Genomic DNA, 25,308 nt, shown 5'->3' with positions numbered 1-25,308 from the left:
CTAAAGTCCTATCTAACTGTACCTTTATATGTGTGAAAAGAATATACTACTTTATTATCGCAACTTAGGAGTGAATATTTTTATGTGGGTATCATCAAGAGTAACAGCCGTAGTTCCTTCGGCTCCTGGGATACACGTTCCCGCCGTTCATACAGCTAGTTCTGATGTCGGTATTGAACTTCCCGCAACTTGGCAACACTATCAAATTCCCGGTCAAATTACCCCCTCATTTTGGCATCATGGTGCACATCCAAGTAGTACCCCCTTTCAAAGCCACGCTTATCCTCCGTTACCTCAATCTCAAATTTTTTATCATTTTCCTTCAATTTATTTTCAAAACTTCTATGGTACTTTTAATATTTAAAATACATTGTCTCATAGCTACTGCATTTAAAAGAAAAAAGCACTTAAGATTATAATTTTTACAAATCTTAAGTGCTTTTTAATATTTTTTATAAAATTTTCTTATTGTCCATTATTAGCAGGGGCCTCTCCTGCATTACCGCCAGTTTCTGGTTGTGTGGTCGCTGGTGGAGTTGTATTTCCTTGGCCTCCTCCATTATTTGCTGGAGGTGTCGTATTCCCTTGACCTCCACCGTTATTTGCTGGAGGTGTCGTATCTCCTTGGCCTCCTCCATTATTTGCTGGAGGTGTCGTATTCCCTTGGCCTCCACCGTTATTTGCTGGAGGTGTTGTATTCCCTTGGCCTCCTCCGTTATTTGCTGGAGGTGTCGTATCTCCTTGGCCCCCTCCATTATTTTGTTCATTTTGTTTCTTTTCTTCTTCTTGTTTCTTTTGCTCTTCTAGTTTCTTTTGTTCTTCTTGCTTCTTAAGTTCCTCTTGTTTCTTTTCCTCTTCTTGTTTTTTCAGTTCTTCCTGTTTCTTTAATTCTTCTTGCTTTTTCTCTTCTTCAGTTTTTTGCTGCTGATCTTGTTTTGGTTTTTCTGTCGTATCCGGTACGCTCGTATTTGGAGAAGAATCACGTTTTTCACCTTTTATACGCAGCTCACTACCTTCTTGAATTACACTACTTGGCATTTTAAATCTTGATTTGTCAGTAGCAAACTGACTCATCATTGCTTTAAAGATCAACTGTGCAATTTTCGTATTTTTACTACTAATATACTCGTCTTTACCATCTTTCATATATCCAGTCCATACTGCCATCGTATACTGCGGTGTATAACCTGCAAACCAACTATCACGAGTTGCACTTTCCGGAATATTAAATTTCGCTAATTGTTTTGAATCATAGTTTGTTGTACCTGTTTTTCCAGCTACATCTAAAGAACTTATATTTGCTGCTGTACCAGTACCTGATGTCACTACTGAACGAAGCATATCAGTAATCATATATGCTGTAGAGTCAGCTATAACTTGTTTTGGTTTTTGTCCAAAACTTTGTGACTTTCCGTCTGGATAAACTACTTTCTTAACAAAATGCGGTTTTGCATACTTACCACCATTACCAAATGTCGCATAAGCACCCGCTATTTCAGTTGGTGATACTTCGTTTGTACCAATAGCTGTAGATTCTTTCGGTGTTGAGCTAAGTGTAATACCTAATTTCTCAGAGAACTCCTTCGACTTACTAAACCCTACTTCTTTTGCAGTTTTAACTGCTGGGACGTTACGCGACATTTTTAACGCTTCACGCATCGTAATTGATCCTAAATGACTTCTGTCCGCATTTCGAACTTCTTGTCCAGTTGAATATTTAAATGGAGAGTCATCAATTTGATGATACGTAGCCCATTTTAAGTATTCAATTGCAGGGCCATAATCATAGATTGGCTTCATAGTTGAACCAGCTGCACGATCTAATTCAATGGCCATATTATGCCCTTTAAATACGGCTTTATTTTCACCGCGACCACTACCTATAGCACGAATCTCACCTGTTTTCGTATCCATAAATGTGAAAGCACCTTGGAATTTATCATTTGGATAATTAATAATATTTTCATTTAAAATCTTATCAGCAAATTCCTGTGCTTTCGGGTCTAATGTTGTATAAATTTCTAAGCCATCAGATCCAATATTAACATCTGGTATTTCTTTTTCTACTTCTTTCACTACGGCATCCATAAATGCAGTATGCGGCATTGTTTGAAGTTCCGTTGCTGTCTTAAGTCCCTTTGTCACTTCAACTTTCGAAGCTTCTTCCATTTCTGCCTTCGTAATATAACCATGTCGATTCATCAATTTTAGGACAACATTTCTTCTTTCTGTTGCTCTTTCAATATTTTCTGTTTTCGTCGGATCATAGTTATTCGGTGCTTTTGGTAAACCTGCAAGCATCGCAACTTCTGGTAATGTTAAATCTTTCAATTCTTTACCATAGTAGTTTTGTGCTGCTGTTGCGATACCATACGAACGGTTTCCTAAGTTAATTTTATTTAAATACATTTCTAAAATTTCATGTTTTGAATATTGTTGTTCTAGTTTATACGCTAAATATATTTCCTGAACTTTACGTTTTGATGTTTTTTCCATCGATAAGAAGTAATTTTTAATAACCTGTTGCGTTATTGTACTTCCACCTTGTGAACCGTAATCTCCTTTAAGACTTACCAAAACAGCACGGGCAGTACCTTTAAAGTCTACTCCGCTATGCTCGTAAAAACGTGCATCCTCTGTTGCTAAAAATGCATTTTCTACTAATTTAGGAATTTGATTATACGTAACATTCGTCCGCTTTTCTTTCCCGTATTCATATACCAAATCGCCATTTTTATCATAAATTTTTGAGGATAACGGATTAACAAGTTTTGCTTTCTCAAGTTTTGGTGCATCCTTAATCATTACGAAGAAGGTAGCAACTCCCCCCACTAAACCAACAATACCAAGTAATAAACAAGTAATTAAAAACTTGCGAAAAAATGATGTTTTACCTTTTGGTTTTTGTGTTTTAGAAGCTGGCTGTTTTTTCTTTTTAACTTGTCGTCGCTCCTCTCGAGAACGATAATTTTCTGACATGTTACTTTCTCCTGCCTTTCAATTCTCCCGTTGATTTACTTAAAAATATTGAGGTCACTTTCTAAAATAAATTTAATTAAGAAAGTATATTGACCTGGAGCATTCAATATTTTCCTAATTCACAGATTATAAATTTTAGAATGCTTGTTACACAAAGTATTTTCACTTCTATTTTTCTAATAATGCTGCCCCTTTAAGCATAGAATGTAAAAAGTGAATTTTTAATACCTCGTATAAATAATATACCTTTTTTTCAAATGGTCAATATTTTCTTATTTATAAATCAAAGGTGAAATAAAAATAGCACAACGATATGTACTTCGTGTGAACTTCCTTATAATTACGTATAACGAACATTTAATATATTGCATATAAGTATAATACCTCTTTAATTATAAAAATTTCAACACCACAACCTCAACATCTATAAGATATTATTAAAAATGAAAAGTGAGGAGTTGCGTAATGATGGAGTTATCTCCCGTGATTTCCAAAACTATAGTTGCTGTTGGCTATAATCCTTTTTCTATGATTTTACGCATTCAATTAAAGCATGGACTGTATGATTTCTTTAACGTTCCTGAAAACATTTACACCGGTTTATTAAACGCACACTCTAAAACGAATTATCACAATACTTATATTAAAAATTCTTACCGCTACACTAAAATTTAAACTTAACTAGAATGAAAAAAGAAAGGAGGTAGTCCCCCCTTTCTTTTTTAAATCATTTCACAACTCAGCTATCTTCTGTTCTTTTTATTTATTTCATCATATGCTTGAATTTGTTTTTTTAAACGCCGATCTGCTTTTTTATCATGTACAACTAATATCGCATGAATAACACCTGGAACCCAAAATATTAATGTTAATATGAAATTAATTACTGCTTGAAATGGTTTTCCGCAAAATAATACGGCTACAGGTGGAAGAAAAATTGCCAACAAATACATCATCTCTTGAAAACTCCTTGTTTTGTATTTTTCTCTCTCCATACACTATAAAAACCAGTAACTTTTACATTTCCGATATTTTTATTACCCACTAATAACTGTTCTACCATATCCTACATCTTAATAAAACTATATTTATGTTTACAGTGAGATTCGTCTAAAAAATTTTCAAACCATTTTTTCAACATAGAACTGTTCACCTCTATGAAAGAATCTTCATCTTGCCTTATTACATACTTTTACTTAAATACTCAATCTCATGTTGTAACTTTTTAAATTGTTCAAAATGCATAGTGATAGATTGACTGTTTCCATACTCAGCACTATGCTTCACCAATAAAACACCCGTGTCATGAAAAAACGCGTCAAGCTCTTTTCTAATGGATACTTTCATTATATGCGCTGTTTTAATAGCCGATAAAATTGCAATTTCATTAAACTTTAATTTTATTTCCTTTGGACAAAATGCTTCTTCCACCAATATAACTTCATTGCTATAAATAAGTGCAACAAGATTACTTGACTTTGCATCTGTTAAATCTACTTTTTTTATAACATTATTCATTACATTTTGCCTCCTTTGTTTTCATATATGATAATTATACAATTTCCATTTTTAATTACGTAACCTTACATTCAGTTTAACACACTTTTATTATGGGATTAAGCTACACTTCAAACGTTTTATTATTCCGCAATTTTCGTTAGATGAACCCTTTGGACTATAAGACCATATAGTAGTGTTAACAAATGATTGTAAAGTGGGTGAGAACTATGCCCTCAGTTGTAGGGAATTTAGTTGTACAAAATAGTAACGGTTCATTTAATTTAGGTGATTTCTATAACGTTTCTCCAAAAGAAAACACGAAGGCTTATAATGGATCTGGTGCTTCCAACGTTGGTTTTGTTGTTAATACTTTTAATGGTGTGAGTGCGACTAATACGTTTGATTCTGACCTTGCGGATCAAAACCAAGTCGGTACAGCTTAACCCTATTTTTTCATCGTTCTGTTTAAGAATTTTTAATCTGTCCATACTATAATCAGGCTGTTATACAGCTATTGTTGATTTTTGGAGTACCCTATCTTTTTCTCCCTTTCCCTGGGGCTTAGCAGCTAGTATGAAGCTAGCTGCTTTTCCGTTTCATTTTTTCTGTTTCACATCTAACATAGCTTACTTTACGCTATTTCAATAATATCCGTGGTATTAAATACGTAAGTTTTATAAAACGCGTCAGTACACATTACAATGCGCTTTAGCGGATTTATATGTACAACTGTCATGTAGCTTGTAAGTATGTATCCATCTTCAAAATATGTCACCAATATTTCTTTCTCAGACAATAATGACATTAATAATTTATCAGAAATTCCCTCTTTTGCTTCTTTTGTTAAAAATGGTTTTTGTACTTTAAATTTCTCCTCAATAACCTTTCGCATACTTAATAACTGTTCCGACATTACTGTAAATGGAACCCATTCTCTTTTTGCTCTTTGCATCTTTACATCATTCATTTCTCTATCTCCTCGATTATTTATCCATTCTATTTCAAACATATTGCGCTTCGATTATTCTTTAATAATTGCTCGGCTCATATTTCCCCTGCATGAACAGGTAAGAAATCTCCCACCTCAAAACTCAAGACATACAAGGAAAGTAAGTCGAAGATCAACTTCCCGTAAACAGCCGATTGGTGAAAATGTAATTAGTGGATGATGAACACCCACTAATTACATTTTCACTTTATTCTAAATCGTATACTATCTACACATACAAGAACGTTCGTTCTAATTATACACGAACCTACGTTCTTTTGAGAAGGGATTTATTTTTTCTTCATCAAATGAGACTTTTTCCCATTTAATAGGAAGTTCACGTATCAACTAAAAAACGACTTCACTTAAAGAGAAGTCGTTTTTTCTAATCACCTATATTTCTATATTTATTTTTCTATCCTGACAAGTGTTCTTTCTGGAATACGAATCTCATCTATATGAAAATGATTTATTTTTAATTTTAATTCTCCCAATCGTTCCTTATCTTCATTACCAACCCAACAACTGAATAATTCAAAATAGTCCCCATCATTTAAATAACCTTCCATAATCGTGCATAAAGCTATTAGCTTTTTTCTTCTCCCTTTCAGTTTGCCACTCAACAAGTTCAATGCCCCAACTCGTTGAAACTTCATATGTATAACTTGTTTGAAATTGAAACTCTTGTACAATTTCAAGCATACTTTCATCTGAAAAACATGGCGCAAAAACAATTACATCATTAGAATCTGGATCCGTTAATGGAATTTCTACATTACACCCTATATAACTTGCTAAACTCATTTTTACTCCTCCAATATTCACATAAAAATAACTTATATGAACATTTATCTACCCAAATATAAAATCCCTGCCTAAATTCAAAAAATCTATGAGATTTATAAAGAATCAAAACTCGTTCCTTATAAATTTCTATGAAAAGAGAGCAATTTAAACACTCTCTGTTCGTACATACTGCGTCAAACTATTTATTTATTTATAATTCACTCTAATTATTAAATATATTTCGGTTGTACTATTATATGTAACTCCCTCTCCGTTACTGCTTTTTTAGGATTCCGAAAATACTCTAATTCATATTTTAATACTTTATAGTCAACCATCCCAATCTTAATCCCTTTCGTTTCTTTTAAAATAGCTAATAGGTTATTTATATCTTCATCATACGATTCAAAAATTTTCCCTCCGTCTTCTCTTTGAAAAATTACTTTCACATTTTCTCCCCCTACATCATTTATTTATCTATCCAATAATTCATTCTTCACCTTAAAATTTCATACGAAAAAGAACATCCATCTTAATAGAATGCTCTGCTTTTCACTTCATTTAACGTCAATATATTTCAATCTTATTGTATGTTTCATTCTGCAAATTATGTTTATCCACTTCTATAAAGTGAAACTTTAATCCACTCAAGCTTTGTTCATTCCTGACTAATAATTAGCCTACGCAAATCTTACTGCCTACAAATAATGGGCTAAAATTAATTAATTCGTTTTATATTTAATGAGATGAAACAAAACATTATAATATCAACATTCTATGAAGTAATGATTAACCTACTTCAAAATAATTACATAAATTTCCATTGTAATTCTTAATATTTATATGTAATATTGTATTGTCTTACTATCTATTTATAACTCACACACTAACTAGAAAAGGGAACCTTTAAAGGTTCCCTTTTCTAATTACAGTCATTATTTCTTTTCTAGAAATTCAAATGTATTTTTAAACTCTTTATCATTCACCTTAATATCAGCATCTTTCAATAATTCATTGACTACTTGTTGTTTCCATTTACCTGTCGTGTCTTGTAGTCTTTGCTGTTCTATATCTTTACGAATTGAATCTTTTACTTCATCAAATGGCTTTAATTCTTTTTTATCTGTCACTTTAATAATATGGTAACCGTAAGTTGTTTTTACTGGTTCACTTACTTGTCCTGCATCTAATTTATATGCAGCTTCCTCAAATTCTTTTACCGTTTGCCCTGGAGCAAAACCAGTGATTTCCCCGCCCTGTTCTTTTGAACCAGTATCCTCTGAGTATTGCTTCGCTAAAGCCGCAAAATCTTCTCCGTTATTTACTTTCTCTTTCACTTCTTTAGCAGTCTTTTCATCTTTTACTAAAATGTGACTTACCTTCATTTCTGGTTTATAGTTATCTTTTACATCTTTTTCTGTAACAGTCGCTTTAATCGCTTTCTCAAATGCAATTTCTGGCTTCATTTTTTCTTTTAATTCATCTTCATTTTTCAATCCAAGTTGTTCTAAAGTCGCTTTAAAGTTCTCACCCATTTTATCTTTTGCTTCTTCTACTTTCTTTTTTGCTTCCTCATCTGAAACTTTATATTTATCGAGCAACGCCTTACTTAACACCATTTGGTATAAAGTACTTTCCCCATATTTTTGTCTTAATTCTTTACTTAACTCTTTCTCTGTAACATTTCCTACTTTTGATGTTACTACGTTGTCTGAGGAGCCACATGCGGATAATGCCAGTACTACGCATGAAATAATTGTTCCTAAAAATAGCTTTTTCTTTTTCAATTCAAAATACCTCACTTTTATTATTATATAAGAATAACTATACAGTGTTGTTGTGTATACAATGTGTTTTCTACATGTAATTCATTTCATGTAAAAAAACTATGTATCAGTAGATAACATTAGTTAATCAATCTATCTTTTGCGCTAATATTAGAACCATTTTCTCTATTACTAATCTTCGTTTTTTGTAATTAATCTTCTTTATACTATGAAACATATGTATGAAAGTTAATTTACTGTATTTTTTGTGATTATTCTATATTAACGAAAACAATTTATCTCTCATTTCTTTTATATTTCAATTCAAAAATACTATCTTTACACTCTATATAAGATTCAGTAACAATTTTATCAGTGGAAGCCTCGTTTATCGTCCGCAATAACTCTACAAAATAACGTTAATGCATACGAAAAAGACATTTTCTATTAATGAAAATGTCTTCTCACAATTTAATAAAACAGTTTTGGTGTTAAATCTGTATTTTGTAATTGTGCACTTTCACTGCTCGGAACACAGCTTGTGGAGAATAATATTGGGATACCACAAACATCATCGTTCATTACATCATGAAATACATCTGCAGCAACACCAGTAAATGTTTGACATAAATTTGAAATATCATCATTAAAAAATTGAATTACTTGTGCAGCAAAAACAGGAAAGACAACATTTGCCCCACCAGGGAGTTGAGGCTGTACAACAACTTGTTCGAAATAAGGATTATTTTCTAGCGCCACTTGAAATAAATGGGCAATTTCAAATGCATCTAGTGGACATGGCAGTGGATTTACAATGTCATTTTCATTATTAGTTACAATAACTGTTACACTTACATTCCCAAATTCTACAAAAGATTTTAGGAGCGTTGCTAACGCTCTCGCTTTTTCATCACTTAACGCGTGCACTAAAATAATATAATTTCCTCCAACTGGAATTAGCGGACCAACTGTAACTGTTGGATCAGCACCAATTGAATTTTTTAACTCATTGAAATATGTGATCCATGGTGGTGAAAGCTGAGGTTGAGCTTGTACATTTTCTTGCAATCTTTCATTACCTCCTAATACAATTCTTACTACTATAATATGTAGCAAGAAAAAAAGCGTATTAGATAAATTACTTATTTTTTAATTTTACCTATTATATTGATTATACATTGTATAGAACATTCTCAGTTTTTACTGTATTTTCCACATTTTCACCATGCCATAGAACTCCATATCATTATCAACTCAACTAAAATTTCATATTATATTAGTACGTCTTTATAATATGAACGAAAAAACGCAGTATACAATTCTGCATCATAGGAGCTGATTTCATGGAGAAAAAACCTATTGTTTTCAAAGTCCCACCAAATTCAAAATTAAAAGTTACATTTTTCGGTCCTTGTAACGAAGTAATTACAAATGTTTCTATAATTAATCAACTTTCCACACCTAAATGTCAAACTATTACACAATATCCAAACTATACGAAATATGAAACTGAAGTACGATTATTATCGAGTTGTTAATCCATTCTATACAAAATCCTTACAATTTGGTTAACTACAAAACCTTATTAATAGACTAAGATTACTCATTTCATGATATTTCATTGATAATTTATTGATTTTTCACACATTTACATCAACCGAACATATATTATCGTATGGAGATTATCCACTCATAAAACCTATCTTTCTTTAGAGCGTACTTTTTATGTATGCTCTTTTTTTATTTATCCCTTATTCTGTACATATAAATCTGATCACTTTTATATTTCACGTCGGGTAAATCGACCTGCCCTTTATAAATAATCTAGTCAAGGTGTCCCCCATAATACTTCTTTATTTATTAGACATTCACTACTCTATTAAATTCGTGTATCCATTCAAGCACCATTTATCTAATATATTTTCCTTCTAAATTCACAAAAGATGTATTAAAATTCTTTATATACTCAAGGAGGTCAAATATGTTCAAGTTGCATCCCATACTACTCATCTTAGGTTTTATTTTATTTTTATATAGTGTACTTGCCTTCATGTTATTCCTTTCCATACAATAGTAATACCTGCACAAACCGATGTTAAATATGTAATTTCTATATAGTAATGAAAAAGCCTTTAATTATACGGACATAAATTAAGATGTCTTTTTATACCGTTAGGCAACTAGCAAATGTAACGCCAAAGAACTTTTACACCCTTGTTACTTACTCTTTTTATTACCTGCAGAAAATCTAATACTTAAAATAAGATAGCCCTTTCAACATCAAAACTGTAAAAAATAATTTTAAAACTTTACCTTTCATCATTACATCTTTAGCATGTGAAATTCTCATGAAACAAACTATATTTAACCGATTTACTTATATATTAAAAAAACAATAATAATCCCCCACCATTCGGTACAGGGGATTAACTAAACCTACTGAAAAGTATTTTATTCTCTTCGTTATTTAATTGGAGAAGGAAATCTTGCAGCTTCAAAATGAACCGTATTCACGCCATTAACATTTTGAACAATTACTCCAGCGACACTACTCTCAGCAAAAACTTCAACTGAATCCCCTGCTTCTAATTGAAGAATAGAAGTTACTGAAACATCATTGTTAAAAAATACTCCAGTCCCAAAGAAATCATTATCTATTGCTATCGCTGGATTTCCATTCACACGAATTTCAACTCTAGCTCTGTAGTTCACATTAAAATCATTTGGAGAGAATGTTATATTCCCTAATATACTATATACCCCTTTAGTCTTCGGAATAAAAATAGATGTTGCTGGGTTATATTCATTCGCTAAATCAAACTGTTCATCTTGGAACAATACTTTAACAGAAGTATTTTCCGGGACAGGTTGATTCATTGTATTAACAGCTCTAAAGGCAGATGCCCTTACAAGTTTTTCCTTCTTATCCTCACAACAATTTTCTTTTACATACTTTTTATCACATTTACTATTTTCTCTAAAGCAATTATGACTTTTCTTTTTATAATCTTTACAATACTTACAGTAATAATAAGACGTAGTAAATCCCCCTTAAATTTATTATTACATACTATGCAATATAGATTAGAATCGTTTGGACAAACTGATACTCCTTTTAATAGAAAAAACCCCACCATTTCGGTGAGGATTACCCTTTATCTGCTGTATACTCAACTTTATTTAATTGGTGAAGGGAATCTAGCAGCTTCAAAATGTGAGCCGTCTTCCGAAGGACTTAAAACTCCGTCTATGCTACTTTGTGCATAAACCTCAACTTGATCTCCTGCATGCAATTGAATAATCGTCGAAACACTTACTACATTTCCAAAACCGATTGGACCAAAAAAGTCATTATCTATAGCTATTGCCGCGTTTCCATTCACACGAATTTCTACACGAGCTCTATAATTTAAGCTAGGATCGTTTGGAAAAAAACCAATCGTTCCAATAACAGAGTATACTCCTTTAGTCTTCGGAATAAAAATAGACGTTGCTGGATTATACTCATTTGCTAAATCAAATTGTTCATTTTGGAACAATACTTTTACAAAAGTATTAGCAGGAACAGGTTAATTCACCGTATTTCTAGCTCTAAATGCTGATGCCCTAACAAGACTATCCTTGTTGTCATTACACTTACTATCGTTCTTACAACAGTTATGCTGTTTCTTTTTATATTCTTTACAATACTTACAGTAGTAATAGCAAGACATACTCGTTCCCCTTTTATGCTTATTACTCTATATTATGTAAAAGAGATTCACAATGTTTGGACGAACTATTGTTTTCCCCCTATACTTGTCGCCTATTTATATACACGTAGGCGGAAGACATTTCAATAACACAACAACCTAGTAGTATAGTAATCTCTATTCAAATTTGATAAATCCCTTTACTTTTTATGCATAAAAAAGAACGAACTTACATTCGTCCTTTCACACATTTTTATGGTCCAAAGCTTATCATCCAACCTAACATAAATCCAAATATAGAAAACAGTAGCATAAAAAGATATAAACTACATGCCCACAATGCATATTTCCGACTTTTTCTTTTTGTGATCATTCCTATGACTGAGCATACCAATCCAATACCAACTATTTGCAGAAAACCTTTACCTATAAATGTTTCTTGTATAAGCAATATAATGTTCAAATACAATAACGCCAGAAAGGCAATAATTAATGAAATAGTCCCCATCCACGTTTCCTGTTTATAAATATGATTCTTTCTTTTTTTTAAGAATGCCAATTCCATAATCTCGCTTCACCTACTTTCAATTTTCTAACTTTTTCGTGGCTCATTAATTTTTCAACTTCTCCTTTAGGTCCTGTTACAACTGCCCCATATGTTTTTACCCCATTTTTTTCAAGGAAAGAAATACGCTGTGACAACTCTAATACTTTCGCTCTAGATAGCTTCACTGCTAAATTTTCGTGCTTCTGTAATGACTTTAACACATCAATAAATTGTTCCTCATGAGGTGAATCACTCACAAAAGCACCACTTGGTCTTGAAATCATATCTGCTGGAAAGCCAATCGGAGCAACATACATACCCTCGTCATTCGTTTGCTTCTCCTCTAACCCTGTATTAACGGCATACCAGACGATATCAATAGTGGGAAACATATTCGTTACCTCTTGTACACTCAACAATTCTCTAAAAGATATAAATGCTTCTACAACAGATTCTTGCGGAAGACCCTTTAATACTTGCGCTTCTTCACTACTATTATAGGATGAATTATAATTATTAGGATGAGACAATACCTCGTTATCTATATATGGGACTTCCGGAATTTTTTCATCTGTTGTATATTCACGGCTAACTTTCGTTGCTCTACTAAATATATAATCTGTTTTCTCTTCCCCTATTCGAATATCTTTCTTTCCTACCCTTTTATACAAATCAAAATGCAATTGTAAACTAAGCGGTAACAATGTTTGCTCCATGTCCCTATCTTTCAAAAATACATTTGGTTCTGTTACACTTAATGTTTGATTTACTACATTCCGTATCTCCATTGCGTTTGTAGGTGCAAATACATAGTATGCGAGAGTAGATATATATAATATAGGTTGAATAAGTAATAAAAAAGTAAATACAATTAAAACATTCGTAATACGCGCTCTTTTTTTCCCTATTTTCATCACTTGCTCCTGTTTTCCATTAGAAAGTGCATCCGGCCTTTGATGAAGAGCTTCTTGTAACAATTCTTTATAATCATCTTGTTCAGAATGAGGTTTATCATTTGTCATTTTGACTCTTTTCCTCCTTTAACAATTCTTTTAATCTCTTTCTCCCGCGAAATATGTGACTTTTATACGTGTTTAACTTTAAATCTAATACAGAAGCACCCTCTTCGTACGTTAATTGATGTACGTCACATAATAAAATAGCTTGCGCCTCTACCACCGGTAAAGTATGAATAATCTGAATTAATTTTTCATAACTATTTTTTGCGACTACATACTCTTCTGTAGATTCACCTGCTTGAATTGTTTCTAATTCCTCCGTTCCTACAAAAGCTACTTTTTTCTCTTTCCTAACAAAATCAATAAAGGTATGATATGCCACTTTAAAAAGCCATGATTTCACCTTTTGGTTTTCATAGTCTTCTAGATAAAGAAACGCCCGATAAAAAGTCTCCTGCATCAAGTCCTCCGCTACATGATGGCTACGAGAAAGGGAAAATAAATACCGGTACACATCGTTTATATAAACTTTATATATTTCTTCAATCTCCATCCCCCTCCTCCTTTCATATATAACACGAATAAACAAATTAAAAAGTTGCATTATTTTTCCTTTTTATTCATAAAAAACATTTATACATTTCAATAACTATTTACAATTATAAACAAAACATAAGATGTTATGGCTATAAATATACTTCAAAATGGGGAAAAACGGTCCGGATGTTCTCCTGCTCTTGTAAATTGATAGTCATAGGACAATCTTCCTGTACGATATAACCACAGATAGGATTTCATTGCTACCTCTCGTCCTGGTTCGCGTTAGTAAATGTTCATGTATCTTTTCATATAGTGCCACTATCCATCAGTTGTCATGATAAGATAATTCTCATTCTTTCTTCGATCGACGATATTTTCTTACCAAAAAACAACTTGTAGAGTATGTACAAAGATTATCTCATCAGCTATTTACAAATTGTAGATGGAACTATTTGACGCTTACATATACACTCACCCCCCTCAATTATTTCCGCTATTTGCAGATACCTCAAAATTCGGCATCTGTGATAAAGGTAGGTGGGAGCTGGGTTTCCCGTATATATCCAATTGGTAATGGTTAGGTTAATAATCGGTTTGGGATACCTGCTCCTATTCATAAAATTTTCAGCTTATAGATTGAAGACAGTTCCATATGGAATCGTAAGAAAAGAACTTCCATACGGTGTGATTTGATGCACTGGATAAAAATACTCCATAGATGAATAATACGGCTGGATACCTTGTTGTTGCATTTGCATTTGTTGTTGCATTTGTAACGCTTGTTGAACAGCTTGAACTGTACTTTGTGCTCCGCTAAACGTTATTGATGTACCATATGCTGGTCGCATACCCGCTTGAGAATAAAAATACGAATAAAACATTTTTTTCAGCTCACTTTCATATAAGTTATTACAAATTATGTTATGATTCTTTATTTCAGTGGGTGCTGAAAGTTAGTCTATTAGCTTTGATTAGGTTTAAAAATTTCTATTCTCTCTTACACTTTCATATTTCATTTACAAAGTTTATCTCCTAATACTAATTTAATTTTCGGAGGGGCATTTCATTTATAAGTTTTCGATAATTATTTTACAAACTAAAAAGGTAAAAAATTCACTATTTCTAATTCCATTCGATTACCTTCAAAACTATACAAATGAATTTTTAAGATTATTAAAGGTAAATTATCTATCTATACATCCTCCACAAAATAAAAGCACCCTAAACGGATGCTTTATTTTTCACTACTATAATTTCTTAGCAATAATTCAATTGTCCACGAATTTCACCATTAGGATGTTGTACTGTATGAACATTAATATAAATGTTTCCAGATATGATTTCATTTACAAGAGTAGCTAATGTTTGACCCGCTAACGGCCCAACCAAATCTTCTTGAGTAATTATTCCCGTAAGCGTTGCACACTCTATTGAAACCGGATTTGTTATAGGTCCAAATAAAAAAGCTACAACAGGACCATTAGTTCCTTTTGCTCCAATATGCAGATGGGCAACTACTACATCCTCTATATCAAATAAATCCAACTTAAATTTTAGGCTAAGCTCGTCCTGGCTTAATTTAAAGAAAGCCTCCCCTCGAGCGTCTGTTTCTACTGGTGGAACTTCATTTCTACCACGTAGCTTTGCAAAAAACATATCTATCACTCCTATGCTTTTATATACTACTAATATATTCATACCCTTTATATAAGGTGATAAAGAAGCAGTTGTTAGACCAATAAAAATTCATTTTATATGATAGATTAATTTATCAATTTTATAAAATTCATTAATTTAACTATAACGTTATTTAAATTTAATTCATATATTGTAGTAGATTACTAGAAGGGAGGTGTAAATATGGAAAGTTGTGTTTTGTTCGTTAATGGACAACCTCTTTTAGTGGTATCAGTTGCTGGAATCGAAATTGCTAGATTAGAACTTTCTCTTCAAGTAGCATTGACTTTAATAGCATTAGGAATTCCAATCTGTGCATAAAAGTTAGGCATTTATAAAAAGAGGGCTTAAGCCCTCTTTTTTATTTATTCCTTAACAAAAAAAAGATACCACTTAAATTGTGGTATCCACCTCAATAATTATCTTAAGTTTCATCACTACTAAACTAGTAGTCCTAATTTGCGTACAATTCCTGAAAATGAATAACTATATGCAAAACCTACAATACGAATTCTTGGATTCCATTTATCTTCTAAATCTTCATTGTACGTTTTCTTGTAATACGCTAGTTTAGAATCTATGTTATATTTGTCGTTAACAATTACTTCATCGCTAGAAAGTCCATCTATTTTAATCTGAACAGCTACATACTCTGCTCCTTCATTTAAGGCTTCATTATAACACCTTTCTAATTCTTCTAATGTCTTCCTCACCATTAACCTCCTATTCAAATGGGCGTTTTGTTCAATAAAAAAGCATTTAAATCAGTAGTTGCAAGCAACGATCTCATAGATTACTCTTTTTATGTTTTAAGCTAAAAAAAATATACTTCCATTTTGATTTGTAGTCTTACTTACACTTCCTGTTAATAACCAAGTATTGATTATACATCCCATAAGAACGTCTCGATTTTCTAAACATATACTTAGAAGAAAAATATTCCTGAACATTTTACATTACACATACACTTACCAATAATTAACATTCAGTAGAGGATACAAATTTTCAAGACATACTTAACATGTAAATTTTTTTAAAGGAGGTAATTATGAAGCATAATCAAAACTCAAACGATCCGTGCGAAAAGTTTCAATTCCCCTGTTTTATTTCTATATCCTCTTGTGATCAAAGTAATTGTTGTACACCTGTTTTTTTCTCATTTTCTCAACAACAAGAATTATTGTCCCTAATTAACCAATTAAACCAAGCTATCCTTTCTTTCTTTACTACGCCAAATCCGACAACTATACAAATACTCCAATCTGCATTACAGGCATTACATGATTTAATAATTACAGTGCAACCAAATACTCCAAATAGAAATTTAGTTATACGAACTATAAATCAATTAATCAATTCCTTACCTACTGCATCTCTTACTCAAATTTCTGCGTTATTCCAATTTCTATTCCAAAATTTATCTTCGCTCATTAGTTGTTCCAATATATCAGACCCATTGTTGCAACAAACATTCAACTTAATTTTGCAAGGAATATTGAATAGTTCTCTATTAAATATTATCGGAATACCCGGTCCTACTGGGCCTAGAGGATTTCCAGGACCTAAAGGAGCTACTGGACCTCAAGGTGTGCAAGGGCTTCAAGGACCAGAAGGACCAGAAGGAGCTACTGGACCTCAAGGTGTACAAGGGCTTCAAGGACTTGAAGGACTTGCAGGAGCTACTGGACCTCAAGGCGTGGAAGGACTTCAAGGGCCAGAAGGACCACCTGGACCGACTGGGCCTCAAGGTGTACAAGGGCTTCAAGGACCGCCTGGACCACCTGGGCCCACTGGTTCTGGCACTGGAATGGGAGTTCCTGGACCACCTGGACCGACGGGACCCCAGGGTGTCCAAGGAATTCAAGGGCCAGAGGGACCCGAAGGGCCGACGGGACCTCAAGGTGTGCAAGGGCTTCAAGGGCCAGAAGGACTCGAAGGACCAACGGGACCTCAAGGCGTACAAGGAATTCAAGGACCGGAAGGACTCGAAGGACCGACAGGACCTCAAGGTGTGCAAGGAATTCAGGGGCCGGAAGGACCGCCTGGGCCCACTGGAGATTGTGAGTGTCCACCAGGGCCCACTGGACCTACTGGGCCAACCGGACCCACTGGACCTACTGGACCTGCATGTAATTTCCTTGTTTATGTTACAAACGCAGGAGTCATAGATGATCCTACCGATGATACAGTATCTGTAATCAACACCGGAACAAATACAGTTGTAGCTACAATTACTGTAGATAATGCACCTCTCGAAGTAACAGTTTCACCAAATGGAACTCGCGCTTATGTTACTAATATTTTTTCTGATACCGTCTCTGTTATTGATACTTCTACAAATTCCGTTAGCGCTACCATTCCTGTTGGAAGCGACCCGATTGGTGTAGCTGTTTCTCCAAATAACACAACTGTTTATGTTGGAAATCACGGTAATAATACGGTTTCTGTTATTAATGCTGCTACTAACACTGTCATTGATACAATTCCTGTTGGCAACGCTCCGCAAGGAATCACTGTTTCTCCAAATGGAGCCTTTGCATATGTTGCAAATGAATTAAGCAACAATATTTCTGTTATTAATACTGCTACGAATACCGTTAGCGCTACCATTCCTGTTGGTATTCGTCCTAGAATAATCGTCTTCACACTAGATGGTACTCGTGCTTATGTAACAAATCAAAACAGCAATACTGTTTCTGTTATTAACACCGCTACCAATGCAGTTATTAATACAATTAACGTAGGTACAGAACCTGTTGGTATAGATATTACACCGGGTGGAAATCTTATTTACGTTGTAAATAAAGTGAGCAATAATGTATCAGTTATAAATGTAGCAACAAATACTGTGATTGATACAATTTCTGTTGGTTTATCCCCTGATCAAGTAACCATCATACCTGATGGCACTCTTGCATATGTTACAAATCAAGCTAGTAATACTGTTTCCGTTATTGATATTGCTACGAATACTGTTATCACTAATGTCCCAGTAGGTGTCGCTCCAACTGGTATAGCAACTGGAACTATTTGTGAATAAAACAAAAAAACAGAGAGACAAAAAATATGTCTCTCTGTTTTTTATTTTCTTGTGCTCCTTAAAAACTTCATATTTATATCAATCCCCTACGTGCTTCGTGTTAATCGTAATATACATAGAGAAATATTATTCGACTTATTTCATTTTTTCTTATGTATACTTCTATACATTTGTTTGTAAAAGCCATTGTATTAAAAGAAGTAACCGAGTATCTTTATGAGCTTAAAAACAGTCACAAATTATCTATATCACGCTCTAATCTTATTTTCTTAACCTCATTAAATTCCTTTACAAATTAAAAAAGCAGCTGTTACGCTACTTTACATTCATTTTATCCCCAAGAGAAATGATAAATATATTCTCCCGTTACATTTTGATTAATCCCAGTAATTCTAGCAAACCTCATTAAGTCTGCCCCTTGAAGAAAATACATCGCAAGCATTACTGGTACTTGCGACCACATAAATTGATAAAAATCCTCGACTCTTTCGTTTGTTGAAACAATTAAATCATTTACAGGCCCTTGATTCCATACAGAAGTACTAACTAAACGAAACGGAAGATCTTTCCCATTAACTACTATTCTTGCCATGCTTTGAGTTATGTCCACATCAATTCCCTCCATCATTACAAAAATCGGACCTGTGTATTTACTCCTATGGTTATAAATATTCTTGACTTTCATAAATGACTAAGGCAAATCTCTATTTTTCACTTCTATTCAAATGAATTTATTACAGTAAAAAATAAATGAAATTTTAGTATTACTCTCCCTCAACTTCCGTATTATTTAGATTATTTATACCCTTGTTCGCTTTTACAATCCGGTATGCAAAATTACATATCTTATTATCTCAATATCACTTTATTAACTACAATTTGATAGAAATTCATTTGTATCACCTGATAAATCAGCGTTTGTAATTTAATTCCTTATTTGAAATTCCACTCTTTTATTTTTAAACACTATATTCAAATAATTATATTGGAATTTCTTGTTGTATACACATCTATCTTTTTCATGTATTATATACGAGAAGAGTAAGGTAAGAGTTACTCTTTGCCATTTTAGGAAAGGTCCTGTTGGAAACAACAGGACCTTTTTCGTATTAGTAAAAGCAATCTTGATTTACTCATTTAACCCACTCATTACTTCCCCAAATATAGTTTCAACCATTTTTGCTTTAAGCTCTCTGACCTGAAATGCTATATGTTCTCTTCTAAGTAATCGACTACTCGTACTATGCGTGCTTCTCTTTACATACCTAACTTTCCGTACAGCTTGTTTCCCTTTAAAGTATTTCACATAATACAAACAAAAGAGCCGTTCTTGTTCCGTCAACTCTTCATCATCTAGCATCTCGTTCACCTCCTTAAAAATGCAGGATTTCCCTTTCCACTATCGAATTAGTAATGTTCGGAAAGGGGGTATAACATGGCGGAAATTAAAGTAGGACTTACACAATTTTTAGACTTTACACTGAAAAGTAGTGCAGCTAAAACAAATTTTGTAAAAAATCTTAAATCTCAACCTGAATATCACCCAGTTTTTGATTACTGGAAACAATTACGAGAAACTGTTATTAAATTTCATAAAAACGAACTAGCTTTTGACTGTTTTGAAACATTAGTACAAACTGTTGACCAGAAGAAAAAGCAAAACTACATTGATGTTATAAAGCAGTATAAAAAATTTATTAAAAACAAAGACGTCTCTTGGTTTGATCCAGGTAAATCACATTGGTTATCACATAATTTAATCGTCCGCTCATCACCTGAACTTGGTTTGCTCATTAATGATGAGCCACATCTTATTAAACTGTTTTTCAAAGGAAAAAAAGAGCGAATTGATAAATATAACATCAACTCAACATTAACATTATTAAACGAATCAACATTTTCGAATGAACATAACAATGTGAATTATACGGTCCTTAATATCCAAAAGAACAAAATGTATACGAATAACTCTATTAATAATGATCATGTAATAGCTCTTGAATCAGAAGCTCACCAGCTTTGTTATTTATGGAATAAGATATAAAGGGTGTAGGAATCTCTTTATATGTCTTGTTCATGCGTAATTTAGGAACATTTTTCACAAACTACATTCATTTCGTTTAATTGAAGCTCACCTTCTTGTTTCTCACAAACAATGCAGGGTGGGCATTTTAAAAAAATAGTTTCTTTACCCATTTCACCATCCTAGTTACCCCTTTGAAAGAATAATGTAATACTGTCTTTCTATCACATCTACATTCCCCCTGACTTCTACCGCTAAATACTTCCTAACATGTTCTTACGATTCCTTTCTCGCTCCATATCATGTTTTTCTTTCACTCTATACAGTGCCGCAATTTTCCCTTCTAGTTAGCCTTGCTTCTTTTACCTGCATTACTTTATTTAGCTGTAATTGTTGCTGGAACTCCGCTAACGCCACTTAATCTCTTCTCTCACAACACCTCATAAAAATATATGGGGAAAAGAACTTTATAGCAATGGCTATCATGAATACAATTTACCTTACTAATAAATAGTAGCCTTACAATTTCAGAAGTTTGACACAGCTCACGAAAAAGCTTATAAAGAAAAGTGAGGTTCCTAATATTCATTTCTAAATTTAAGATGCATATAAGACTAGGACATAAAAAGTAGAATCACACTGGATATCTACTCATATGTACCAGGACTTCAAGAAACTGCGGTGGATCAATTTGCTAACGAATTTTCCGAAAAGAAAGGTTCTCGTTATAAGTTTTCCTTTCACAGCAAATACACCAACTAAATAACCAAAAATATTGATAGTGAAAAAGGAGAAACTAACATGAAAGAAATCAAATCTGAACAGGAATTTAAAGACATCATCGCAAGCGAGGAGCCAGTAGTTGTTAAGTTCTTTACTACATGGTGCCCTGATTGCGTGCGTATGGACAACTTTATCGGAGATGTAATGGAAGAGTTCAATAAGTTTGAATGGTATTCTATTAATAAAGATGAGTTCCCAAATATCGCTGAAGAGTATCAAGTAATGGGTATTCCAAGTTTACTTGTATATCAAAATGGTGAGAAGCTAGGCCACTTACATAGTGCTAACGCAAAAACTGAAGAGCAAGTTACTGAGTTTTTAGAAGCATACTAAGATAAAAACCCTCTGAAAAATATTTTCTAGAGGGTTTTTTATTTTTTCCAAATCAGCTGTCAGAAGTGTACATATTTGTACTCCCTTCTCCTTCCCGGGTTATACATAGATCTAAATCGCTTGCATACCCTAACTTTGCACTTTACAACATATTTTTCCTTCACGAAACTTTGTTATCCACTTCTTAAAAAGCTATAAAACGTCAACAATGTTTGTATAGACCCACACGACTTTCGTTTGATACTCTATTTATAGAAAGAAATTCCTTGTAGAAAGGTGAGTGATTAAAATGGATACTCTTTCTCATAAAGAAGCTGATAAAGGTGCTATTGTCAGCATTTTGGCCTACATATTTTTATCCTCTATGAAAATCATCATCAGTTATATTACCCTCTCTAGCGCATTACGTGCTGACGGTTTAAATAACTTAACCGATATCGGTGCTTCTTTAGCGATATTAATTGGTCTAAAAATCTCTCGGAAACCTCGTGATCCAGATCATCCATATGGGCATTCGCGTGCAGAACAAATTGCATCACTTGTTGCTTCTTTTATTATGGCAACGGTCGGATTAGAAGTTGTTATTAGTGCCATTCAATCTTTTTTAAATCCGAAACAAGCAGCACCTAATGTACTTGCTGCATGGGTAGCTTTATTTTCTGCTGTCGTTATGTACTGTGTGTATTTGTATACGAAAAAGATTGCAGCACGAACAAGAAGTAAATCATTAGAAGCAGCTGCAAAGGATAATTTATCAGATGCTCTCGTAAGTATTGGTACAGTAGTAGGTATTGTCGGTTCGCAGTTCCAAATGCCTATTTTAGATCCTATTGCCGCTTTAATTGTCGGTCTTATTATTTGTAAAACTGCATGGGAGATTTTCGTAGAAGCTTCTCATATGTTAACGGATGGAATCGATCCAGATAAGATGGAAGAGTACGCTGATGCGATTGAACATATTGGTGGCGTGGAAAACATCGTAGATATTCGCGCTCGTATGTACGGGAATCAAACGTACGTCGATATTACAATTGAGGTAGATGCTCGTATGGATGTTGGAGAAAGTCACTGTATTACTGACAACATCGAGGCAATGCTTCGCAAAAAGTTTGGCATTTATCATGCGCACATTCATGTTGAACCAATGGAAAAAGAACCTATTATGACATAGGTTCTTTTTTAATGAACGTTTTATGAAATATTACGCATAAAACGAGCCAGCTACCGCCAGCTGCCCATCCTGCTAATATGTCAGATGGATAGTGAACGCCAAGATATATTCGGCTAACTGAAATAGATAATACAACAAAGCTCGCTATAAAAATAATCAACAATTTTTTATGCAATGTAATACGTTCTTCTGTAATCGTGACGTATGCAATAAATCCTAAAAAAGCAGTAGCATTCATCGTATGACCGCTCGGAAAACTATATCCAGTTGCAGTAACAAGCTGCGACACATCAGGTCTTGCTCGCTCGTACCATAGTTTAAGCATACTGTTTAAATAACGAGATCCATAATAATTAATTGTTAGAAGTAATGCACTAAGCAACTTTTTTCTAACGAGAAAATACATTACAAGAATAATGAGTAACGGAAAATATATTCTTTTGGAACCGATAAACGACACCCAAGTAAAGTAGGCTGTCAAATAATCGTTTCGAAAACTTCGAATAAAATGCGCGACTATATTGTCAAATTTCTCAATACAAGCGGTATGATACGAAAGTGATAATACGACAAAACAAATGAGTAGCGTTGAACTTAACAAGTATAAATGTCGATATCGTTTCACATACATAACCTCACTATGCAAAAAAATGGAGCGGTTGTTTTAGTTTTCCTCTCCATTCCTTTTTTATGCATAGTTTATTTAAAAATATAATTGTTAATTGTTTCTTTCATCATTGGAATATCTTCATTCGTTACTGTAAAGCGCATCACTTTCTCATCAAGATCAAGTGCTTCTGCAAATAAACCTGCTAATCCACGAGATTTTCTGTCTACTTCCATAATAATCTCTAGGCGATCGTAAGCACTTGGTAAAATTAATAATTCTAGTTCATCTAATTTCCCATAATACTGTCCGGAAACAGGAACAAACTCAAATTCTTGTGCAAATGGAACTTGCTTACGTAATCGATACGGTAATTCTTCACATTCTATATGACGCGCTTTAAAACCTAATTGATTCACACTTTCTAACACACTATTTAATAGTGCATTTGGCAACACTTGAATGTAATCACGATCACTTGGATCTATACTACGTTTAATATCAAGGCCTGTGTGAACCCAAACTGTTTTCATTCCAAGAGTAAGCGGTGTTTCAAGCGGCATTTTAAATGAAAATGGAATTTCTCTTTTTTCATTCGGCTCAACAGAAAAAGGTTCTGTTAAACGAACTCGCTCTAAATCATATGTTGTTGTTACTTTTTTATCATCTACTTCTCGTACATACGATGTTGATAGCGTTAAGTAAATGCTTTCAATTTGTTGGCTAACGGAACCTCCAGTTATATGAACCTTTCCGTATATCTCTTCACCAACAATATACTCATCTTTTTCAAGAACTGTATCTACTTTTGCATTACCGATACCAACGCTTGCTAAAAACTTTTGAAACATGGATCCTCCATCCTTTCTAAAGCAAAAGCTACATCTTTTTTTAAATCTCGTACATTCTCATAGTACGGCGTTTTTATTTGTAACATACGCATCAGCATTTCACGGTTGTAATTTTCCAAAGTTAATTCGTCATACCATGGTTTTTCATATTTTTCATTAGATTCATAGCCTGCATATAATAAAAATAATGAGAAATGACCAAGCGCATAAAAATCGCTACGAAAGTGAACTTCTCGCATCAAAGCTTGTTCACCTTCATACGTTGTAGCTCGTTCATCACCCTCACCTTTCAATTTCGCCAACCCAAAATCAATAATACTAATTTGGTTTTCTTTCATTAATATGTTTGGAATGCGTAAATCTCGGTGAATAATACCTTTACTATGAAACACTGATACAATTTCTAATATTTTATATAAAATTTTTAAAACTTCACGTTCTGTATATACATGTCCATCTAAGAAAATATAATCTTCAAAATTTTTACCAGGCATATATTCCATCACAAAAAAGCTTTTTTTCTCCCATACGAAATGATCATATAAACTAGGAATTGCATGATGATTTAATGTTTGTAAAATCATTTTCTCTTGTTCAAATGATTTTCTACCAGACTCATATCTTTGTTTACTTTGTCTTAATTGTTTTAAGACTTTATATCTATTTATTTGTAAATCATTAACGACATATGTAACCCCATAACTACCCATTCCAATTACTGATTCAATTTTATAACGTTCTACAACAATTGTATTTTTTCGCAGTGGTCTATCAAATAAAGCTAGTATACGACGCCATTTCATCAACTACTTGAAAAGAAGCTACGGCTTTTACGTTTTCTTTTATAATGATGATGCCCATAACCAGATGAACGTCGTTTATAATCGCTACTTGAATAAGAGCGACCTCTATGGCGATAATCACTACTAGAATACGAACGATATTTTTTCTTTCCTAATAAAGAATCAATAATTTTTTTGAACATCCCTTCACCTCTTGAGTAAAATTTTCTTTTAATTATACCAAGTATTGCTGGCTACATTTGTGACAAGTTTGTAAAGAGTAA

At 33.3% G+C, this 25,308-nt stretch carries 29 protein-coding genes and 3 pseudogenes; 10 read left to right on the top strand and 22 right to left on the bottom strand.

Features of this window, described 5'->3' with window-relative positions:
* Nucleotides 1-82: 82 nt before the first annotated feature.
* Nucleotides 83-364, top strand: a complete 282-nt coding sequence (locus tag ACTFR9_RS04380; protein ID WP_000270175.1) for a hypothetical protein — start codon at nucleotides 83-85, stop codon at nucleotides 362-364.
* A gap of 101 nt (nucleotides 365-465) precedes the next feature.
* On the opposite strand, the gene ACTFR9_RS04375 is transcribed toward ACTFR9_RS04380, so the two are convergent.
* Nucleotides 466-2,979 carry a PBP1A family penicillin-binding protein gene (locus tag ACTFR9_RS04375; protein ID WP_001293993.1) on the bottom strand — a complete coding sequence of 838 codons (2,514 nt, stop codon included), beginning with the start codon at nucleotides 2,977-2,979 and terminating at the stop codon, nucleotides 466-468.
* A gap of 465 nt (nucleotides 2,980-3,444) precedes the next feature.
* On the opposite strand from ACTFR9_RS04375, the gene ACTFR9_RS04370 reads away from it, so the two are divergent.
* The gene (locus ACTFR9_RS04370) at nucleotides 3,445-3,654 is read left to right on the top strand and encodes a KTSC domain-containing protein (protein ID WP_002163658.1); all 210 of its coding nucleotides are present in this window, start codon (nucleotides 3,445-3,447) and stop codon (nucleotides 3,652-3,654) included.
* A 68-nt stretch (nucleotides 3,655-3,722) separates the two neighbouring features.
* On the opposite strand, the gene ACTFR9_RS04365 is transcribed toward ACTFR9_RS04370, so the two are convergent.
* Both ACTFR9_RS04365 and ACTFR9_RS04360 read right to left on the bottom strand, forming a co-directional pair.
* Entirely contained in the window at nucleotides 3,723-3,935 is a 213-nt protein-coding gene (locus ACTFR9_RS04365) for a YqaE/Pmp3 family membrane protein (protein WP_000990217.1), read from the bottom strand.
* A 226-nt stretch (nucleotides 3,936-4,161) separates the two neighbouring features.
* Nucleotides 4,162-4,497 (bottom strand): hypothetical protein, encoded by a 336-nt coding sequence (locus ACTFR9_RS04360; RefSeq protein WP_001066866.1) that lies wholly within the window; start codon nucleotides 4,495-4,497, stop codon nucleotides 4,162-4,164.
* Nucleotides 4,498-4,706: 209 nt separating this feature from the next.
* Here ACTFR9_RS04360 and gerPF point away from each other — a divergent pair, with 209 nt between their 5' ends.
* Nucleotides 4,707-4,922 carry a spore germination protein GerPF gene (gerPF, locus tag ACTFR9_RS04355; protein WP_001141565.1) on the top strand — a complete coding sequence of 72 codons (216 nt, stop codon included), beginning with the start codon at nucleotides 4,707-4,709 and terminating at the stop codon, nucleotides 4,920-4,922.
* A 188-nt stretch (nucleotides 4,923-5,110) separates the two neighbouring features.
* Here gerPF and ACTFR9_RS04350 read toward each other — a convergent pair whose 3' ends face one another.
* From ACTFR9_RS04350 to ACTFR9_RS04330, 5 genes are all read right to left on the bottom strand, one after another.
* The gene (locus tag ACTFR9_RS04350) at nucleotides 5,111-5,446 is read right to left on the bottom strand and encodes a YolD-like family protein (protein ID WP_074541357.1); all 336 of its coding nucleotides are present in this window, start codon (nucleotides 5,444-5,446) and stop codon (nucleotides 5,111-5,113) included.
* Nucleotides 5,447-6,016: 570 nt separating this feature from the next.
* Nucleotides 6,017-6,271: a hypothetical protein gene (locus tag ACTFR9_RS04345; protein ID WP_046197489.1), complete on the bottom strand. Its 255-nt coding sequence runs from the start codon at nucleotides 6,269-6,271 to the stop codon at nucleotides 6,017-6,019.
* A 212-nt stretch (nucleotides 6,272-6,483) separates the two neighbouring features.
* Nucleotides 6,484-6,702 (bottom strand): hypothetical protein, encoded by a 219-nt coding sequence (locus ACTFR9_RS04340; protein ID WP_000864284.1) that lies wholly within the window; start codon nucleotides 6,700-6,702, stop codon nucleotides 6,484-6,486.
* Between the two features lie 486 nt (nucleotides 6,703-7,188).
* Nucleotides 7,189-8,040: a peptidylprolyl isomerase PrsA gene (locus ACTFR9_RS04335; protein ID WP_000727481.1), complete on the bottom strand. Its 852-nt coding sequence runs from the start codon at nucleotides 8,038-8,040 to the stop codon at nucleotides 7,189-7,191.
* Nucleotides 8,041-8,490: 450 nt separating this feature from the next.
* The gene (locus ACTFR9_RS04330) at nucleotides 8,491-9,087 is read right to left on the bottom strand and encodes a hypothetical protein (protein WP_001157704.1); all 597 of its coding nucleotides are present in this window, start codon (nucleotides 9,085-9,087) and stop codon (nucleotides 8,491-8,493) included.
* Nucleotides 9,088-9,362: 275 nt separating this feature from the next.
* Between ACTFR9_RS04330 and ACTFR9_RS04325 the strand changes: the two genes are divergently transcribed.
* Nucleotides 9,363-9,557 carry a hypothetical protein gene (locus ACTFR9_RS04325; RefSeq protein ID WP_000412567.1) on the top strand — a complete coding sequence of 65 codons (195 nt, stop codon included), beginning with the start codon at nucleotides 9,363-9,365 and terminating at the stop codon, nucleotides 9,555-9,557.
* A 925-nt stretch (nucleotides 9,558-10,482) separates the two neighbouring features.
* On the opposite strand, the pseudogene ACTFR9_RS04320 reads toward ACTFR9_RS04325, so the two are convergent.
* The 7 genes and pseudogenes from ACTFR9_RS04320 to ACTFR9_RS04290 form a co-directional block, all read right to left on the bottom strand.
* A pseudogene (locus ACTFR9_RS04320) lies at nucleotides 10,483-11,055 on the bottom strand (C1q-like domain-containing protein); the annotation flags it as partial.
* Nucleotides 11,056-11,195: 140 nt separating this feature from the next.
* A pseudogene (locus tag ACTFR9_RS04315) lies at nucleotides 11,196-11,732 on the bottom strand (C1q-like domain-containing protein).
* 232 nt (nucleotides 11,733-11,964) lie between these two features.
* A complete protein-coding gene (locus tag ACTFR9_RS04310) occupies nucleotides 11,965-12,276 on the bottom strand; it encodes a hypothetical protein (RefSeq protein WP_000417668.1) in 312 nt (103 codons plus the stop codon).
* Nucleotides 12,258-13,280: an anti-sigma factor gene (locus tag ACTFR9_RS04305; RefSeq protein ID WP_000180319.1), complete on the bottom strand. Its 1,023-nt coding sequence runs from the start codon at nucleotides 13,278-13,280 to the stop codon at nucleotides 12,258-12,260. Before ACTFR9_RS04305 ends, ACTFR9_RS04310 begins: the two co-directional genes overlap by 19 nt.
* A complete protein-coding gene (locus tag ACTFR9_RS04300; protein WP_000401919.1) occupies nucleotides 13,270-13,770 on the bottom strand; it encodes a sigma-70 family RNA polymerase sigma factor in 501 nt (166 codons plus the stop codon). Before ACTFR9_RS04300 ends, ACTFR9_RS04305 begins: the two co-directional genes overlap by 11 nt.
* Nucleotides 13,771-14,386: 616 nt before the next feature.
* Nucleotides 14,387-14,638 (bottom strand): DUF3947 family protein, encoded by a 252-nt coding sequence (locus ACTFR9_RS04295; RefSeq protein ID WP_000500111.1) that lies wholly within the window; start codon nucleotides 14,636-14,638, stop codon nucleotides 14,387-14,389.
* A 376-nt stretch (nucleotides 14,639-15,014) separates the two neighbouring features.
* Nucleotides 15,015-15,413, bottom strand: coding sequence for a CHRD domain-containing protein (locus ACTFR9_RS04290; RefSeq protein WP_000464534.1), 399 nt, complete (start codon nucleotides 15,411-15,413; stop codon nucleotides 15,015-15,017).
* A 204-nt stretch (nucleotides 15,414-15,617) separates the two neighbouring features.
* On the opposite strand from ACTFR9_RS04290, the gene ACTFR9_RS04285 reads away from it, so the two are divergent.
* A complete protein-coding gene (locus tag ACTFR9_RS04285) occupies nucleotides 15,618-15,755 on the top strand; it encodes a DUF3956 family protein (RefSeq protein WP_000443219.1) in 138 nt (45 codons plus the stop codon).
* Nucleotides 15,756-15,874: 119 nt separating this feature from the next.
* Here ACTFR9_RS04285 and ACTFR9_RS04280 read toward each other — a convergent pair whose 3' ends face one another.
* Entirely contained in the window at nucleotides 15,875-16,147 is a 273-nt protein-coding gene (locus ACTFR9_RS04280; RefSeq protein ID WP_001232708.1) for a hypothetical protein, read from the bottom strand.
* A 335-nt stretch (nucleotides 16,148-16,482) separates the two neighbouring features.
* On the opposite strand from ACTFR9_RS04280, the gene ACTFR9_RS04275 reads away from it, so the two are divergent.
* Nucleotides 16,483-18,474, top strand: coding sequence for a YVTN family beta-propeller repeat protein (locus ACTFR9_RS04275; protein ID WP_000682249.1), 1,992 nt, complete (start codon nucleotides 16,483-16,485; stop codon nucleotides 18,472-18,474).
* Nucleotides 18,475-18,805: 331 nt separating this feature from the next.
* Here ACTFR9_RS04275 and ACTFR9_RS04270 read toward each other — a convergent pair whose 3' ends face one another.
* Both ACTFR9_RS04270 and ACTFR9_RS04265 read right to left on the bottom strand, forming a co-directional pair.
* Complete coding sequence (locus ACTFR9_RS04270; RefSeq protein ID WP_033670822.1) at nucleotides 18,806-19,159, bottom strand: hypothetical protein; 354 nt, start codon at nucleotides 19,157-19,159, stop codon at nucleotides 18,806-18,808.
* A gap of 444 nt (nucleotides 19,160-19,603) precedes the next feature.
* Complete coding sequence (locus ACTFR9_RS04265) at nucleotides 19,604-19,834, bottom strand: terminase small subunit (protein WP_000883188.1); 231 nt, start codon at nucleotides 19,832-19,834, stop codon at nucleotides 19,604-19,606.
* Nucleotides 19,835-19,909: 75 nt separating this feature from the next.
* Here ACTFR9_RS04265 and ACTFR9_RS04260 point away from each other — a divergent pair, with 75 nt between their 5' ends.
* The 4 genes and pseudogenes from ACTFR9_RS04260 to ACTFR9_RS04245 all read left to right on the top strand — a co-directional run bounded on the left by ACTFR9_RS04260 (nucleotide 19,910) and on the right by ACTFR9_RS04245 (nucleotide 22,784).
* The gene (locus ACTFR9_RS04260; protein ID WP_000807968.1) at nucleotides 19,910-20,518 is read left to right on the top strand and encodes a hypothetical protein; all 609 of its coding nucleotides are present in this window, start codon (nucleotides 19,910-19,912) and stop codon (nucleotides 20,516-20,518) included.
* Nucleotides 20,519-21,023: 505 nt separating this feature from the next.
* Nucleotides 21,024-21,259, top strand: a pseudogene (locus ACTFR9_RS04255) (hypothetical protein); the annotation flags it as partial.
* A 12-nt stretch (nucleotides 21,260-21,271) separates the two neighbouring features.
* Entirely contained in the window at nucleotides 21,272-21,613 is a 342-nt protein-coding gene (locus tag ACTFR9_RS04250) for a thioredoxin family protein (protein WP_255256062.1), read from the top strand.
* Between the two features lie 289 nt (nucleotides 21,614-21,902).
* Nucleotides 21,903-22,784, top strand: coding sequence for a cation diffusion facilitator family transporter (locus tag ACTFR9_RS04245; RefSeq protein ID WP_000380376.1), 882 nt, complete (start codon nucleotides 21,903-21,905; stop codon nucleotides 22,782-22,784).
* Here ACTFR9_RS04245 and ACTFR9_RS04240 read toward each other — a convergent pair.
* The 4 genes from ACTFR9_RS04240 to ACTFR9_RS04225 form a co-directional block, all read right to left on the bottom strand.
* Complete coding sequence (locus tag ACTFR9_RS04240) at nucleotides 22,774-23,409, bottom strand: phosphatase PAP2 family protein (protein WP_002163663.1); 636 nt, start codon at nucleotides 23,407-23,409, stop codon at nucleotides 22,774-22,776. The two genes, ACTFR9_RS04245 and ACTFR9_RS04240, sit on opposite strands and share 11 nt — an antisense overlap.
* A gap of 74 nt (nucleotides 23,410-23,483) precedes the next feature.
* Complete coding sequence (locus ACTFR9_RS04235) at nucleotides 23,484-24,242, bottom strand: sporulation protein (protein ID WP_000486606.1); 759 nt, start codon at nucleotides 24,240-24,242, stop codon at nucleotides 23,484-23,486.
* Entirely contained in the window at nucleotides 24,224-25,045 is an 822-nt protein-coding gene (locus tag ACTFR9_RS04230) for a serine/threonine protein kinase (protein WP_000872046.1), read from the bottom strand. The genes ACTFR9_RS04235 and ACTFR9_RS04230 overlap by 19 nt, the downstream gene beginning before the upstream one ends.
* Nucleotides 25,045-25,227 carry a hypothetical protein gene (locus ACTFR9_RS04225; RefSeq protein ID WP_000473370.1) on the bottom strand — a complete coding sequence of 61 codons (183 nt, stop codon included), beginning with the start codon at nucleotides 25,225-25,227 and terminating at the stop codon, nucleotides 25,045-25,047. The genes ACTFR9_RS04230 and ACTFR9_RS04225 overlap by 1 nt, the downstream gene beginning before the upstream one ends.
* Nucleotides 25,228-25,308 lie beyond the last annotated feature (81 nt).

Source organism: Bacillus cereus group sp. MYBK222-1 (assembly GCF_051916425.1).
GTDB lineage: Bacteria > Bacillota > Bacilli > Bacillales > Bacillaceae_G > Bacillus_A > Bacillus_A paranthracis.
This window is presented reverse-complemented; position numbering and strand designations above follow the sequence as displayed.

What these genes read in the sequence shown, in the direction of transcription:
- gerPF (WP_001141565.1), top strand. Translation starts at nt 4,707, where the DNA reads ATGCCCTCAGTTGTAGGGAATTTAGTTGTACAAAATAGTAACGGTTCA.
- ACTFR9_RS04275 (WP_000682249.1), top strand. Translation starts at nt 16,483, where the DNA reads ATGAAGCATAATCAAAACTCAAACGATCCGTGCGAAAAGTTTCAATTC.
- ACTFR9_RS04295 (WP_000500111.1), bottom strand. Translation starts at nt 14,638, where the DNA reads ATGTTTTATTCGTATTTTTATTCTCAAGCGGGTATGCGACCAGCATAT.
- ACTFR9_RS04375 (WP_001293993.1), bottom strand. Translation starts at nt 2,979, where the DNA reads ATGTCAGAAAATTATCGTTCTCGAGAGGAGCGACGACAAGTTAAAAAG.
- ACTFR9_RS04305 (WP_000180319.1), bottom strand. Translation starts at nt 13,280, where the DNA reads ATGACAAATGATAAACCTCATTCTGAACAAGATGATTATAAAGAATTG.
- ACTFR9_RS04360 (WP_001066866.1), bottom strand. Translation starts at nt 4,497, where the DNA reads ATGAATAATGTTATAAAAAAAGTAGATTTAACAGATGCAAAGTCAAGT.
- ACTFR9_RS04365 (WP_000990217.1), bottom strand. Translation starts at nt 3,935, where the DNA reads ATGATGTATTTGTTGGCAATTTTTCTTCCACCTGTAGCCGTATTATTT.
- ACTFR9_RS04325 (WP_000412567.1), top strand. Translation starts at nt 9,363, where the DNA reads ATGGAGAAAAAACCTATTGTTTTCAAAGTCCCACCAAATTCAAAATTA.
- ACTFR9_RS04235 (WP_000486606.1), bottom strand. Translation starts at nt 24,242, where the DNA reads ATGTTTCAAAAGTTTTTAGCAAGCGTTGGTATCGGTAATGCAAAAGTA.
- ACTFR9_RS04290 (WP_000464534.1), bottom strand. Translation starts at nt 15,413, where the DNA reads ATGTTTTTTGCAAAGCTACGTGGTAGAAATGAAGTTCCACCAGTAGAA.
- ACTFR9_RS04270 (WP_033670822.1), bottom strand. Translation starts at nt 19,159, where the DNA reads ATGAAAGTCAAGAATATTTATAACCATAGGAGTAAATACACAGGTCCG.
- ACTFR9_RS04260 (WP_000807968.1), top strand. Translation starts at nt 19,910, where the DNA reads ATGGCGGAAATTAAAGTAGGACTTACACAATTTTTAGACTTTACACTG.
- ACTFR9_RS04265 (WP_000883188.1), bottom strand. Translation starts at nt 19,834, where the DNA reads ATGCTAGATGATGAAGAGTTGACGGAACAAGAACGGCTCTTTTGTTTG.
- ACTFR9_RS04350 (WP_074541357.1), bottom strand. Translation starts at nt 5,446, where the DNA reads ATGAATGATGTAAAGATGCAAAGAGCAAAAAGAGAATGGGTTCCATTT.
- ACTFR9_RS04380 (WP_000270175.1), top strand. Translation starts at nt 83, where the DNA reads ATGTGGGTATCATCAAGAGTAACAGCCGTAGTTCCTTCGGCTCCTGGG.
- ACTFR9_RS04345 (WP_046197489.1), bottom strand. Translation starts at nt 6,271, where the DNA reads ATGAGTTTAGCAAGTTATATAGGGTGTAATGTAGAAATTCCATTAACG.
- ACTFR9_RS04245 (WP_000380376.1), top strand. Translation starts at nt 21,903, where the DNA reads ATGGATACTCTTTCTCATAAAGAAGCTGATAAAGGTGCTATTGTCAGC.
- ACTFR9_RS04225 (WP_000473370.1), bottom strand. Translation starts at nt 25,227, where the DNA reads ATGTTCAAAAAAATTATTGATTCTTTATTAGGAAAGAAAAAATATCGT.
- ACTFR9_RS04370 (WP_002163658.1), top strand. Translation starts at nt 3,445, where the DNA reads ATGATGGAGTTATCTCCCGTGATTTCCAAAACTATAGTTGCTGTTGGC.
- ACTFR9_RS04300 (WP_000401919.1), bottom strand. Translation starts at nt 13,770, where the DNA reads ATGGAGATTGAAGAAATATATAAAGTTTATATAAACGATGTGTACCGG.
- ACTFR9_RS04230 (WP_000872046.1), bottom strand. Translation starts at nt 25,045, where the DNA reads ATGAAATGGCGTCGTATACTAGCTTTATTTGATAGACCACTGCGAAAA.
- ACTFR9_RS04310 (WP_000417668.1), bottom strand. Translation starts at nt 12,276, where the DNA reads ATGGAATTGGCATTCTTAAAAAAAAGAAAGAATCATATTTATAAACAG.
- ACTFR9_RS04285 (WP_000443219.1), top strand. Translation starts at nt 15,618, where the DNA reads ATGGAAAGTTGTGTTTTGTTCGTTAATGGACAACCTCTTTTAGTGGTA.